This window comes from Empedobacter sp. UBA2044, from assembly GCF_002333005.1.
GTDB lineage: Bacteria > Bacteroidota > Bacteroidia > Flavobacteriales > Weeksellaceae > Empedobacter > Empedobacter falsenii_B.
Window position 1 is genome coordinate 1 of the sequence record NZ_DDBA01000062.1, and the last position, 14,464, is coordinate 14,464.

Genomic DNA, 14,464 nt, shown 5'->3' on the forward strand with positions numbered 1-14,464 from the left:
AAATATTAATAATCTAAAAACTCAAATTATTTAAAATGCACAACGGGTACTTTATAATATTTTAAAACATAATGAGCATAATCATCACCTTTTTTGATATAAAATAGGGTTTTAAAATCTTTAGAATTTATATTTCTTTTTTCGAAAAATTTTTCACTTTCTTTAATTAAATTAGAGTGAATTATCTGTTCATTTTCACAAGAATTAAATAAGAGAAATGTAAAAAGTATCAGAATAAAATATTTCATATTGGATTTATTGTTTATAAAAATATTATTTTTTTATAAACTTTAAAATTTCGTTCGATTCTTTTGTTTTTATATAATAAATTCCAGAAGCTAAGCTTTGACAATCAATCGTTATATTTGATTGATTATTAATACGAACCGATTGTACACTTTGTCCAACTGAATTGTAAATGAAAAGTATATTATTTTGAGTATTTAATTGTGTTTTATCAATACCAATTATAATTTTATCATTCGTAATATTTGCTGATTTTAACCAGATAAAAGGTTTTGATTCAATTGATTTTGTGCTCAAATTCTCATGAATTTTAAATTGCATGACAACAGGTAAATGATCACTCATATTGTACAAATTAGTTCGTAGAGTTTGAGAGTAAATGCCCGTACAATCAGGATCTTTAACGTCTTTATTCAAACAATCTCCATTATTTCCATACGCTTTATAACTATCGTTTATAAAAGAAAAACGTGAGCTGTTTTTGAAATTTTCACTCATCACAATAAAATCAAAGCGATCGTCCAAACCGCCACTTGCCCCTGCATTAGTTCCGCTTCCAAAACCTATGTTAGAAACGCGTGTACTTTGTGTATGTAAATAACTAAAAGCTGGATTGTCTTGCCAATTTCCAAGTGCATTTAATGGATCAATCATCAAAATAGCATTTGCCGGATTGATAATTTCTTGATAAGCTGGTTCTGATGAATTATAAAAATTAAAATCTCCAGCAAAAAGAACATATGTATTAGGTTGCGTTAATTTTTTCAAGGATTTTGTGACTTCTTGCACCATTTCCAAACGCATTTGACGATTTGCAGGTCCTGTACTTGATTTTAGATGCGCAACAAAAACTTCTAAATGAATGGGATCGTTTGAAGTAATATTTAATTGAAAAGAATATTGATTGATGTCGCGATAAACTGTTGGGATTTTTTGTTGATTAACCAACGTCAATTTACGTGTATTATAAAAAACCATTGTTTGTAACGGATCATCTAATTTCGTTGTATCAGCCACAAAAAGTGCGCGAGCAAATTTATCAGGTTGATTTTGCAAAGATGTATTTAAGATTAAATCAGCGCCATTTTCTGTTACTAATTCACAAATCATAAATAAATCTGGTTTGTATTCGTCTAAAATATCTCTTAAGATCAATTGACGATTTTGAGGAAGTGAATTCGGAAATTTGAACACATTATAAAACATTGTATTTAATGTTTCTTGTGAAAAAATAGAAACCGAAAGGATTAAAAATAAAAGGAGTAAATTTTTTTTCATATCAATTGATTTTAGTTTTACACTTCAACTTTTTTTAAATCTAAGAAATTAATTTAGAATATTTTAAAGTTACTTATTATCAATTGAATAAAAAAAATATTCTTTTAATTAAAAATATAATTGGTTTAATATCAAATAAAAAATCCAGTTCTTTTCGAAACTGGATTTTTGAAATATTTTATGAACGAGCTCGTCTGAAATATAAAAATAAGGTGAGTAGTCCAAAGACAATGTTTGGTATCCATGAGGCTACAAATGGTGAAACATATCCTTTTTCGGAAAACGTAGACGTTGTTTGCGAGAAGAAAATGTACACAAATGCTAATGAAATACCAACAGCAAGGTTGATTCCGATTCCTCCACGACGTTTTTTAGATGAAAGCGATAGAGCCAAAAGTGTCAAAATAATAGTTGAAAATGGACCGCTCAAACGATTATTTAATTCATTTTCGTATGTATTTACATTGGCAGAACCTTTTGCTTTTTGTTTCTGAATAAATTCATTCAATTCGAAGGTATTCATTGTTTCAGCAACATATTCTTCTGGTAAAATTTCGTCTGGCGAAGCGGGCAATTTTATATTTGTATTGGGTTCGTACGTTAATTTTTCAGTATGATCTTTGTTTATTTCTCTTGTATAAACACTTATCAATGCATATGTAGAATCTTTGTCGTTCCAATTAAAACTTGAGGCAATGATTTGTTTTTTTAATTCAGTTGAATCAAATTTTTGGTAGACAAAAGAACTTCCTAATTTTTCTGTTCTATCATAACTATCCACAAAAACATATTCTTTTGGGGAAATTTGTGAACCTATGCGTTGCCTTTTGTAATATTCTTCCTTTTTTGAGTTGCTGAGCATATGAACATACTCATATTTATTTTTTTTGATATTAGCCCATGGCAAAACAATGTTTCCAACAACCAAGGCTGAAACAGCTAAAAATATAGCCACCCAAACATAAGGAAGGGTAAATCGATAAAAACTAATTCCACCCGAAAGTACACCTACAATTTCGGTTTGCATCGTTAAACGCGATGTAAAATAGATCACGGAGATGAAAACAGCAATCGGTAAAAAGGTGTTGATAATCCAAATTGACCAATAAGGGTAAAATTCGGTTAATGCAGAATATGCAGTAGAACCACTATCATTAATACGTCCTAATTTTTGACTAAGATCGACAATTACGGCGATAGTAGACAAAATCAAAACCATGAAGATAAAGGTTCCGATAAAGTTTCGGATGATGTATTTATCAATTATTTTCAAACTACAGACGTTGTTTTAATTGTGGAACAATTTGTTCTTTCCATTGAGCGAAATCTCCTGCTAAGATATGCTGTCTTGCAACTCTTACCAAATCTAAATAAAACGCAAGGTTATGAACAGATGCAATTTGTTTTCCTAATGCTTCATTGGCATTGAACAAATGACGAACATAGGCTTTTGTGTAATAACTATCCACATAGCTAGTCCCGTTTTCGTCTAATGGTTCAAAACAATCTTTCCATTTTGCATTTTTCATATTCATAACACCATTCCACGTGAACAACATGGCGTTACGCGCATTACGAGTTGGCATAACACAGTCGAACATATCAACTCCTAAAGCAATACATTCGATGATATTCCAAGGTGTTCCAACTCCCATTAAATAGCGAGGTTTGTCTTGTGGAAGAATTTCTGTTACGATATCCGTCATTTCGTACATCACAGGTTCTGGTTCACCAACAGATAATCCACCAATTGCATTTCCTTCTGCACCGAAATCTGCAATATATTTTGCTGATTCTTGACGTAAATCTTTAAAATCGTTTCCTTGTACAATTGGGAACAGCGTTTGTTTGTGATCGTAATATTCAGGATTATTGTTTAACCAAGTTCTACAACGCTCCAACCAACGATTTGTAACATGCATGGCACGTTTCGCATCATGATATTTTGCAGGAATTCCTGTTAATTCATCAAAAGCCATAAAAATATCTGCTCCGATGTAACGTTGGATTTCCATTGATTTCTCTGGTGTAAACATATGGTAAGAACCATCGATATGCGATTTAAAACGCACACCTTCTTCAGATTTTTTGCGACTTGTCGACAAAGAATACACTTGGAACCCTCCTGAATCCGTTAAAATTGGTTTTTGCCAATTCATGAATTTATGTAATCCGCCCGCTCTGTGCAAAATATCAGTTCCTGGACGCAAATACAAATGATAAGTATTTCCAAGAATGATTTGGGCTTTAATATCTTCTTCTAATTCACGTTGGTGAACAGATTTTACTGTACCAACCGTACCAACTGGCATAAAAATAGGTGTTTCGATTTTACCATGATCGGTTTCTACAACACCAGCTCTTGCCTTAGAAAATTCGTCTTTTTTATCGATTGAAAATTTCATAGTGTGCAAAGATATTAATTGTTTAGCTTGTTGCGAGTTGGTTTCGAAAAAAATAACAAAAAAATAAGGATAAAGTAGCCTTTACCCTTATTTGGAAATTTTATGAAATGATTATTTTGTGAAACGTAATGACATTTTGCGATCAGAAGCTCTTTCTGAGTCAGAAGCTGTTTCAGCTACTTTTGCAAATTCTTCTCCGTAACCTTCGGCAGCAATAACTTGCGCACCAACACCACGTTTTGTTAATTCAGCTTTTAAGTAATCTGCTCTTTTTTGAGAGATTACTTTGTTTTTCGCATCATCACCAACTTTATCTGTGTATGCTCCAAGTTTGATTTTTGCAGTTGGATATTTTTTCAAAATTGCAGCAACATTATCTAATTGAACCTCAGAACCTGGCTCTAATTGATCTGTTTTACCAAAAACGAAGTTGACATTATCAAAGTTGAACCATTTTTCTTTCAATTGATCTTCTGTCATTGTTGCAAAATCTGGCGCTTTGATAAATTTGATAATTTGATCTTCTAATCCATTTGCGTATCCTTTCAAAGCAACACCATCTAAATCAATATCAGATAATTCTTTTGGCGCAGCGTTTAGAGAATCAGTATTCAATGAATCAACTACAATTTCAGTTTCTTCTGTAACAACTGTTTTTTCTTCGTCTTTATTACATTTTTTTAATAAGAAAAAGGCTGCTAAAGCAAGTAGGATCAATGGAATTAACCATTTCCAAAAACCTCCGCCACCATTGTTGTTATGAGTTTCTGCGTAAGCATCAACTGGCGCTACATAAGGTTTTTCTTCCGGTTCTACATCAACTACTTTTCTTGTTTCTGTAATAGTTTCAGTTACATGATCTTTTGCAAGATCTATTGTTTCAGTGATTTTAGGCGCATCATTAAACATTGTTCCTACACCTAAAGCTCCAAGTCCTAAACCAGTTGGAATTAATCCTAAAATTTTATCTTTAATTCCTCCTAAAGATGAAAAGAAATCAGCTTCTGTTACATTGTTAAATTCGGCTTCTTTTCCAATGGATCCAAAGGTTGTTAAAGCTGTTAAGTCTAATAATTTTGAAGATGAACCTGTCGAAATCCCTGCATATTCAGCAATTTTAGAAACGATTGGTTGCGCATTCGAACCAAAAATAACATTGATTAATTCTTTGATCGTGTCTGGCGTTTCTTGTTCTGTCGAAATATTTGCTAATCCACGAGATGCACCAAAAGATTTGATGGTATGAAATAAGCCTGTAGTAGAATTCTTTTTTTCTAAAACACCTCCTAAAAGAATAGGAATAAATGCATTGATTGCTTTAGAAATTCCCGATTCATTTTCACCTAATTCTGATGAAGTTTTCGAGATCAAATCTGGGGTAATATACCCTTTTACTAATTCAATAATGTTCATAGATTTTAATTTTTAATTATAGCCTTTTTTAAGTTGTAATTTGTTCTTAACGAATATTGTACCAATATTCATATTTATTAAAATTAGTTAAAAAAAATGATAATTTTTCTATTTTTTTGAAAAGATGTTAGATTGGAACTAATTTTATCAACTGAATTACTAATAAAAAAGAATAATTATGCAAGAGCAAGACAAAGTAGATAGTTTGCAAGATGTAATAACAACACCATTTAAGGATTTAGAAAACTTTACACAATGGTTATTAACGAAGGGTTCTGAAGTTGGATGGAGCTTAGTTTCTGCTTTATTAACCTTAATAATTGGTTTTTGGGTAACAGGTAAACTTGTCAAGTTAATCGAAAAAAGAATGGTTGCACGAAATGTCGATTTATCAATTCGCACGTTTTTAATTCCAATTCTTAATATATTATTCAAAGCTATTGTATTAACTTTTGTTGTAGGGCGATTAGGTTTTAATGCTTCTGGTTTTGTTGCAGCTTTAGGAGGTGTTGGTTTAACAGTTGGTTTAGCTTTGCAAGGTTCTTTATCAAATTTTGCAGCAGGAATTTTAATTATTCTTTTCAAACCTTTCAAAGTTGGAGATTATATCGTATCGCAAGGAAATGAAGGAAGTGTAGAGTCGATAAATTTACTAAATACAGTAATTGCAACTGCAAAAGGACAGATCATAACTTTGCCAAATGGGAATTTATTTAACAATCCAATTACCAATTATTCTGTAAAAGAATATCGCCGATTAGATGTAAATGTTGGTATTTCTTATGATGATGATTTTGACAAAGCGCGCGAAGTTTTGTTGAATGTTTTAGAGAAAAATGAATTGGTTGATGATACACAATCTAAAACGGTTGAGATTCTAGAATTTGCTGCAAGTTCTGTGAATTTGGCTGTGCGTTGTTATGTGAAAAATAGCGATTATTGGACAGCTTATTGGCAATTGTATCGCGCGGTAAAATATGCGTTAGACGACAACAATATCTCGATGCCTTATCCACATACAGAAATGATTATTAAAAACGAATCGAACTCGTCAACAATTCCTTTCGAGAACAAAGATTAATGAAGTATTTACTTACCATATTATCAATTTTTTTGTCTGCGCATCTTTTTGCGCAGACCGAATTAATTGAGAAATATCTCAATTCTGATTTCTATTCCACTCAATTCACGGGATTTTATTTATATGATCCAATTACGAAAGAAGAAATTTATAATTATAACGGAAACAAATTTTTTATTCCAGCTTCTAACACCAAAATTTTTACGTTGTATACAGCGATGAAAATGTTAAATGATTCGATTCCTGCATTCAAATATCAGTTGATTGGTGACGAATTGCATATCGAAGGAACTGGAGATCCAACTTTTTTGCATCCAAAATATAAAAATACACGAGCGTTAGATTTCTTGAAAAGTAATGGTTCTAAAATTGTTTTTCATTGGAATAATTTCGACGAAGAATCTTTTTTACCAGGTTGGACTTGGGACGATTTTAGAAAAGATTATGCGCCAGAAAGAAGTCAGTTTCCGATTCATGAAAATTTAGTTTCAATTTCGAAAAATGGAAGTTCAATCAAAACATTTCCAACATATTTTGAAGAATTAACAGAAATTAGAGAAATGCCAGAGCCGAGGAATTTCTATGACAATAAATTTTATATCAGCAATAAAAAACGAACAGAAAAAGTTCCTTTTATTGTGAATGAAACGGTAATAGAAAAATCGTTGTCGCAAATTTTGGGTAAACCTGTTGATATGGTCAAAACGCCAATGGTCAATAATCCGAAAGTGTTTTATAGTTAGAAATCAGATGATGTTTACCGCGAAATGATGGAAAATAGCGATAATTTTTTGGCAGAACATTTATTGATTTTAGCTTCGAGTACTTTACCAGGAAAACTGAGCGCTTCTGAAACGATTACCTTTTCGAAAAGATATTTGTTGAATGATTTGAAACAACAACCAGAGTGGTTTGACGGTTCGGGATTATCGCGTTATAATTTGTTTACACCACAAAGTTTTGCACAGGTTTTAGGGAAAATGTATAACGAATTTCCTGAGCAACGTTTGTTTTCTATTTTCCCAATCGGTGGTAAAACGGGAACAATCAAAAATAGATACAAAGATTCGGCGCAACCTTATATTTATGCCAAAACAGGAACGTTGAACAATAATGTAACGTTGAGTGGTTATTTGAAAACGAAATCTGGAAGAACGTTAATTTTTAGTTTGATGAATAATAATTCGATCAAAGATTTATCTTGGATTCGAAATGAGAACGAAAAGTTATTACGAATTATTAGAGATAATTATTAAGCATATTTGAAATAAAAAGCCTTCCGATTTCGGAAGGCTTTTGCTTTATTAGAAAGACATCTTTACGGTGTCGTTATTTCCTGTTAATACTTTTGTGTCTTTTTTATTTTTGACATCAAAAGTTACAATGTTTTGCTGATCATTAAAAATATCTGTCAACAAAGCCACTTTTAGTTCTATCGAGTTGATATTAGAAATTTTATCAAACTTAAAAAAAACTCGTGTCGATTTATCATTTACCTGATAACCATAATAAGAAGTTCCCAAAGCTTTACCATTTACTTTTACATCAACTTTACTATTTACATACGCTTTCAACTTGTTTTCGAAGTTAGATTTGTTCGAAACATCTGCACCAACGGCTTTTTCCAACTGATTGGTAAATGAACGTGCAGTGATATTTAAAGTTCCGGTTTCTTGTTCGTAATCAACCTTGATATTTGCTGTATGAAAATCTTGAGCGTTTAGGTTAAAAGTTACTAAAACCAAAAGCAAAGAGAATAGATATTTTATATATTTCATTTTATTTCTTAGTTTGTACAAGTCTATTTCAAATCGAGTGCCAAAGATTCTTAAAATTTAAAAGAAAGCTTTAGCGACTTGTTAATAACGAAATTAGAATAAAAAAATTATAAATCACATAAAAATATAAAAAGAGTATTAATAACTTAATACTCTTTTCTATGAATTTATTCTAAATTTTTAAGCAAACCAAACATGGTAAGGAATTCTACTTAAAATACAAACTAAACCAATAATTGCAAAGACTGCAACGCTCATTGGTACAGTTGTAGATCGTTTCAATTTTGCATTCGCAATTGTCATAAAAACAACACCTGCAATCATCATCATAGGGTGTTCAACAAAAGTTAATCTCAAGCCAGAATCTTTCATTATTCCTGATGGTTCCAAAGCAGAAAACATCATAATATAGTAGACTAATCCAAGTAATAATTGAACGTGAAAAGTAATGGTTGTAAATAACCCGATTTTTTTAATTGTTGCGTTTGTATCTTTTTTAGAAATCGCATAAATTAATGTTGAAATCACAAAGATAACGCCCATCAAAATCACAAGATAAGCCCAGCCACTATGAAATTGTTTGATAAAATCCATTTTTCTAATTTTAGTTTTTCAATACAAAAATAACAAACCTTTTTACATAAATACTATTTGATGATATTTATGTGTTTTCAGAACAGTTTTTTAGATTAATCAAAATCTCGTAATTTCGCGCAAAATATATCCGAAATGGGAAAAGATAAAATCAGAAGATTTAACGAAAATAAAACTTTTCAGAATGTTGTTCAACCAACACGAGAAGAGGCAATTAACGAGTTTGCATTAAAAGGAAATTGGAACAAAGAATTTTTCAAGAACGACAAACCAATTGTGTTAGAACTTGGGTGCGGAAAAGGAGAATATACAGTTGCAATGGCGCGTCGTGACAAGGATCGTAATTTTATCGGAGTAGATATTAAAGGATCAAGATTTTGGCGTGGTGCTAAGACTTGTTTGGATGAAGGAATTGAAAATGCTGGATTTCTTCGAACTCAAATCGAAATTATCGATCATCTTTTTGCTGAAAATGAAGTGAGTGAAATTTGGATTACTTTCCCAGATCCACAAATCAAATACAGAAGAACAAAACATCGTTTAACAGATCCTGAATTTTTGAGACGTTACAATACCATCTTAAAACCTGAAGGAACAGTTAATTTAAAAACGGATTCTGAATTTTTACACGGATATACACATGGTGTTATTCACATCGAAGGGCACGAAGTGATTCGTTCTACACACGATGTTTATCACCCAGATCATTCGGATATTCCAGCAATTGTAACAGCTGTACAAACATATTATGAATCGAAATTTTTGGAAGAAGGTAAAAAGATTACCTATATAAAATTTCAATTAAAATATTAATAAAAAAATCCATCTTTTGATGGATTTTTTTATTTGAAATAAATTTGATAAAAGTTTATTAATCATATATTTGTTTTACACTAATATGATTTTTTATGAAAACTAAACTTTTACTACTTACCACATTTTTATTGAATGGGCTTTATTCTTTTGCGCAATCCAGAGAAAATTTCATTTTTGCGACAATGGAGACTGAGAATGCCGCTTTTTTACAAAAAAATCATGCGGATTCTATTGAAATAATTTCTTCAAAAAATAATTTTTCTGCTATTTATTTTCATCCAGAAATTGCTGAAAGTTTACATGGGAAATTTGCCCATGGACATGGTTATATTTTTAGAAATTCGAAAGAAGATGCACTACAATCACTTCAAGAAAAGCCATCTCAGAAAAAAGCACCTTTCAATTATACAATATCAGAACAAACTTTTATAACTACGGCATTGAATGATGTTGATGTCAAAGAAATTGAGAAAACAATTTTGATGTTAGAAGATTTCAAAACGCGTTATCATACACGACAAGAAGCAAATAATGCGGTTCTTAAATTGAAAGAAGTTTGGGTGAAAATGATTGCTGATGCAGGACGAACTGACGTATTTGTAAGAATCGTTGATCATGTGAATACGCCAATGAAGTCGTTGATTTTGACTTTTAATGGAATTGAAAAGAAAGATGAATTTGTGATTATTGGAGGTCATGCCGATTCGACTGTTGGTTGGAATGCAAATCAAACTTTTGCACCAGGAGCAGATGATAATGCATCTGGAATTGCAACAATTACAGAAGTTTTGCGTGTGTTGTTAAAAAATAATTTCAAACCGCAACGAACTACCGAAATTATGGCTTATGCAGCAGAAGAAATAGGTTTAGTAGGGTCGAAAGAAATTGCAAAAAAATATGCTTCGGAGAATAAAAATGTAATAGGTTATGTGCAATTTGATATGACGAATTACAAAGGTTCTGCAAAGGATGTTGTTTTGATGACGGATGCTTATTGTGATGCGAATCTCAATTCGTTTTTGATGCAATTGATGGACGAATACAATAAAACAGGTTTACACCAATTCACATATGATACTTCACAATGTGGATACGGATGTTCAGATCATTTTAGTTGGTACGAAAATGGTTTTGCAGCAACTTTACCTTTTGAAGCTAAAATGGGAGAAGATAATCCTAATATACACACAACCGGAGATACTTATGCGTTTATGGGAAGTACGTCTACACACGCAGCAAAATTTACGAAATTAGGAATTGAATATGTGGTTGAAGCTGCTAAAACCTCAACTTTAGGAACAAATGATGTTGATAAAAATTCGTCTAAAATTTTTGTTTCAAACAAAACATTGAATTATCAATTAAATTTTGAGTCTCAAATTTCGATTAAAATTATTGATGCAACAGGACGAATGATTAAAACGATAAATACTGAAAATTCTAATGGAAGTGTAAATCTTTCTAACTTATCAGCAGGATTTTATGTCGCAACAATTCAAGATGATAATGGAAATAGTGTTTCGCATAAATTTATATTGAAGTAGATTTCTTACCAAATAAAAAACAAAAAGCAAGCTGAAATAGCTTGCTTTTATATTTTTGAAATTTATCTAAATCTTAGTCATTCAAACTTTGTAGGTAAGAAACCCAACCTAACGTTTGGTATTCTTTTGCCGCAGTTTTTACATCAGCAGCTTTGTAAATTCCACGACCAACAATCATAAAGTCTGTGTGGTAATTTTTGAAAACTAATTCTGGCGTATTATACTGTTGTCCTTTGCTATCTCCAGTCGAAGAAATATTAACACCAGGCGTAAACAATAACAAGTTATCAGGAATTTGGCGTTGTGCAACAGCTCCTAAAACATTTCCAGATTGTTCCGAAACATTAATTGCTTTTGTAAAGTAATAATCATCAGTCAATGTTCCTTTCGAAGACATTTCAACAATTGTGATAACTCCGGTATTTTCGAAAACTTTTAATGATTCTAAACCTCCAATTGGATGAACAGTTACTAAATCTGCCCAATCAGAAATTTTGTAAATCGATTTCTTAAATTGTAATTCTTGCGTATTTCCAATATCTCCAAACTTGCGATCTTCGAATAATAAGAATTCTTTTTCACGTGCGATTTTTTTCAACTCAACAATTAAGTTATCCGAAAAATCTTGAATAATATCTGAATGTAATTTTAACGCAACAATATGATCACCAACCTTTTTAGCGAAATCTGTAATTTCTTCAGAAGTAATTAAATCTGCAGAAGCAATTAAGTTAGATTGTTTTTTCAATGCTAATTCAACCAAACGTTTTCCAACTGGATGTACAATTTTTTTGTTTTCCAATGCAATACGTTGTTTTGCAGGAACCGCTTCTGGAGGTAGAGCTAAAAAGTCTTTGATTTTTTTCGCTTCATCATCACTTAAACGGTGATATTTATGTAAAATATCGATTACCTCGTGAATTGTAAATAACGTTTTCACATTGTAACCTTGTTCTTTCAATTTTTCAGATCCACCTTGCGCACGATCTAAAACAACCACCAAATCTTTTACACGTAAACCTTCGCGCTCAACTTGATCAATTGTTTCTAATAAAGATTGTCCAGAAGTAATTACATCTTCGACCAAAAGACAAGATTGTCCTTCCGTAAAAACACCTTCTACCATACGTTTAGTACCGTAACCTTTGTTTTCTTTACGTTTGATAATCAAAGGAATATTCGATGTTAAACTCATTGTAGTCGCCATTGGCAAAGCTGCATAAGGCACACCACAAATCAAGTCGTATTCTACATCTTCAACTAAATCTAATAAGTTATTTGCTAAAGTTTTTAGTAATTGTGGACTCGAAGCTAAAGGTCTTAAATCGACATAGAAAGGAGATTCTATACCACTTTTTAAAGTAAAATTTCCAAATTTTATAATTCCCAGCTCGTAAGCTTTCAATAAAAAATCTTCTCTTGGTTGCATCTGTGTAATGTTTGAGCAAAGTTAATAGGTTTTTGAGTCATTTATGGCATTTTAAGGGAAATTAATTTTTAGATGTATAAAAATTGAATATTTATACTAATTTGATTTATAATTTGTTCTAAAAGTGAAATATTATGTATTTAAAATAAATGAAAATTTTTAATTAATGTTATTTTTTATTGAATCAATAGTGCATCTTATGTTTTCTAAATCTTCTTCGCTATTAAATGTAAAATTATCACCAAAAGGATCAATAGCTCTTGATATAAAAAAGAACTTTTTGTTATTTATTTTGATATAATTTAAATATGGAAGTACAAATTGATTAATTTCTTGAACTTCATTAAGATTAAATGTTTTTTTTGAAAATACCTTTTTAATTGTAAGTTGGTTAATGTTATTATCTAACACTATTTCATTAATCTGATAATTAATCCGAATAAAAACACATAAAATTAGTATAAATGAAATACAAAAAATCAAGACATCATATTTATTTTTTGCAATTATTTCGTCTAAATAAGTGAAAATAATTACTGAAGTAAATAGAATTAATATGTTTAAAACAATTATAATAAGCACATTATAAAAACTATTATATTTTCTACTAATATATTCTTTCATTTATAAGAATTAAATATTTACGTAAAAATATAATTTTTATGTAATTCAGAAAAGAAGTTTTCGTTCTACATTTTATAATAAAACTTCATAAAATAACTTTACTTTTGAAATCTATACAAAACACAAATGAAAAAATATATAGTTGCCAGCATTGCTTTTGTAAGTATGTTGGTTTCGGCACAAGAAACGCCTTTCAAATTTACAGAATTAGTTAACAACACTGCGCTTCCAATTATTTCGCAAGGAAAAACGGGAACTTGTTGGTCATTTTCTACAACTTCTTTTTTAGAATCAGAAGTAAAACGATTGACAGGAAAAGATGTCGATTTGTCGGAAATGTACAATGTACGATATACTTATCCAGAAAAAGCATACAATTATGTTTACCGTCAAGGAAAAGCACAGTTTAGTCAAGGAGGTTTGTCGCATGATGTTTTAAATTCGGTTCGTAAAAATGGATTAGTTCCAAACGAAGTTTATGCAGGTTTTGCGAATGGAACAGATGTGAAGCATAACCACGAAATATTGGTAAAAGATTTGAAAGTTGGATTAGATTCGATTGTAAAAAATCCTAAAAAATATTTAACAGCAGATTGGAAATCAAAATTTGATCAAAAATTGAATGATAAATTAGGTGTTCCTCCAACAAAATTCAAGTTCGAAGGAAAAGAATATACACCACAAGAATTTGCAAAAGCCTTGAAAATAAATCCTGATGATTATGTAACCTTGACATCTTTTCAGCAAGCGCCTTATTATTCACAATTTATTTTGCAAGTGCCAGATAATTTTTCAAATGGTTCATATTATAATTTACCATTAGATGAATACATGAAAGTCTTGGACGAAGCGTTATATAAAGGATATACAGCGGCTTTTGATACAGATGTTTCTGAAAAAACATTTTCTAAAAAGTATGGAATGGCAATTTGGCCTTCAGAAGGTTTAGAATCAGATTATTTTGTTCAGATTTTACCTGAAAAATGGGTTTCTGCTGATGAGCGTCAAGCTGCTTTTGAAGATTATTCGACAGAAGATGACCATTTAATGCATATTACAGGAATTTTGAAAGATCAATTGGGAAATCAATATTATGATGTAAAAAATTCTTGGGGAACAACAGATTTAGGAAATAATGGACACATTTATATGTCGAAACCATTTTTCAGAATGAAATCAATTGCTTTTACAGTGCACAAAGATGCGTTGTCAAAAGAAGTGAAAAAGCAATTAGGTATAAAATAAAATCACTCACA

At 30.8% G+C, this 14,464-nt stretch carries 14 protein-coding genes; 6 read left to right on the plus strand and 8 right to left on the minus strand.

The window, feature by feature from the left end:
* Positions 1–273: 273 nt before the first annotated feature.
* From B4E59_RS11160 to B4E59_RS11175, 4 genes are all read right to left on the minus strand, one after another.
* On the minus strand, positions 274–1,524 hold the full coding sequence (locus B4E59_RS11160; RefSeq protein ID WP_286495714.1) for a T9SS type A sorting domain-containing protein: 1,251 nt from the start codon (positions 1,522–1,524) through the stop codon (positions 274–276).
* Between the two features lie 178 nt (positions 1,525–1,702).
* The gene (locus tag B4E59_RS11165; RefSeq protein ID WP_291053039.1) at positions 1,703–2,797 is read right to left on the minus strand and encodes an LptF/LptG family permease; all 1,095 of its coding nucleotides are present in this window, start codon (positions 2,795–2,797) and stop codon (positions 1,703–1,705) included.
* A gap of 1 nt (position 2,798) precedes the next feature.
* Complete coding sequence (gene tgt, locus B4E59_RS11170; protein ID WP_291053041.1) at positions 2,799–3,929, minus strand: tRNA guanosine(34) transglycosylase Tgt; 1,131 nt, start codon at positions 3,927–3,929, stop codon at positions 2,799–2,801.
* A 111-nt stretch (positions 3,930–4,040) separates the two neighbouring features.
* Positions 4,041–5,342, minus strand: a complete 1,302-nt coding sequence (locus tag B4E59_RS11175) for an OmpA family protein (RefSeq protein ID WP_291053045.1) — start codon at positions 5,340–5,342, stop codon at positions 4,041–4,043.
* A gap of 178 nt (positions 5,343–5,520) precedes the next feature.
* On the opposite strand from B4E59_RS11175, the gene B4E59_RS11180 reads away from it, so the two are divergent.
* The 3 genes from B4E59_RS11180 to B4E59_RS11190 are packed head-to-tail and all read left to right on the plus strand — an operon-like array spanning position 5,521 to position 7,679.
* On the plus strand, positions 5,521–6,423 hold the full coding sequence (locus B4E59_RS11180) for a mechanosensitive ion channel family protein (RefSeq protein WP_291053048.1): 903 nt from the start codon (positions 5,521–5,523) through the stop codon (positions 6,421–6,423).
* The gene (locus B4E59_RS11185; protein WP_291053052.1) at positions 6,423–7,166 is read left to right on the plus strand and encodes a D-alanyl-D-alanine carboxypeptidase; all 744 of its coding nucleotides are present in this window, start codon (positions 6,423–6,425) and stop codon (positions 7,164–7,166) included. Before B4E59_RS11180 ends, B4E59_RS11185 begins: the two co-directional genes overlap by 1 nt.
* A gap of 24 nt (positions 7,167–7,190) precedes the next feature.
* The gene (locus tag B4E59_RS11190; RefSeq protein WP_291053054.1) at positions 7,191–7,679 is read left to right on the plus strand and encodes a D-alanyl-D-alanine carboxypeptidase; all 489 of its coding nucleotides are present in this window, start codon (positions 7,191–7,193) and stop codon (positions 7,677–7,679) included.
* Between the two features lie 48 nt (positions 7,680–7,727).
* Here B4E59_RS11190 and B4E59_RS11195 read toward each other — a convergent pair whose 3' ends face one another.
* Complete coding sequence (locus B4E59_RS11195) at positions 7,728–8,201, minus strand: DUF6702 family protein (protein ID WP_291053057.1); 474 nt, start codon at positions 8,199–8,201, stop codon at positions 7,728–7,730.
* A gap of 180 nt (positions 8,202–8,381) precedes the next feature.
* Positions 8,382–8,795, minus strand: coding sequence for a hypothetical protein (locus B4E59_RS11200; protein WP_125349592.1), 414 nt, complete (start codon positions 8,793–8,795; stop codon positions 8,382–8,384).
* A 135-nt stretch (positions 8,796–8,930) separates the two neighbouring features.
* Between B4E59_RS11200 and trmB the strand changes: the two genes are divergently transcribed.
* Together trmB and B4E59_RS11210 are read left to right on the plus strand one after the other, a co-directional pair.
* Entirely contained in the window at positions 8,931–9,608 is a 678-nt protein-coding gene (gene trmB / locus B4E59_RS11205; RefSeq protein ID WP_291053060.1) for a tRNA (guanosine(46)-N7)-methyltransferase TrmB, read from the plus strand.
* Positions 9,609–9,703: 95 nt separating this feature from the next.
* Entirely contained in the window at positions 9,704–11,155 is a 1,452-nt protein-coding gene (locus B4E59_RS11210) for a M20/M25/M40 family metallo-hydrolase (RefSeq protein ID WP_291053063.1), read from the plus strand.
* Between the two features lie 73 nt (positions 11,156–11,228).
* Here the strand turns inward: B4E59_RS11210 and B4E59_RS11215 are convergent, their stop codons facing one another.
* On the minus strand, positions 11,229–12,584 hold the full coding sequence (locus B4E59_RS11215) for an orotate phosphoribosyltransferase (RefSeq protein ID WP_286495706.1): 1,356 nt from the start codon (positions 12,582–12,584) through the stop codon (positions 11,229–11,231).
* Positions 12,585–12,743: 159 nt separating this feature from the next.
* A complete protein-coding gene (locus B4E59_RS11220) occupies positions 12,744–13,208 on the minus strand; it encodes a hypothetical protein (protein WP_286495705.1) in 465 nt (154 codons plus the stop codon).
* 126 nt (positions 13,209–13,334) lie between these two features.
* Between B4E59_RS11220 and B4E59_RS11225 the strand changes: the two genes are divergently transcribed.
* A complete protein-coding gene (locus B4E59_RS11225; RefSeq protein ID WP_291047827.1) occupies positions 13,335–14,453 on the plus strand; it encodes a C1 family peptidase in 1,119 nt (372 codons plus the stop codon).
* The last annotated feature ends 11 nt before the right edge of the window (positions 14,454–14,464 follow it).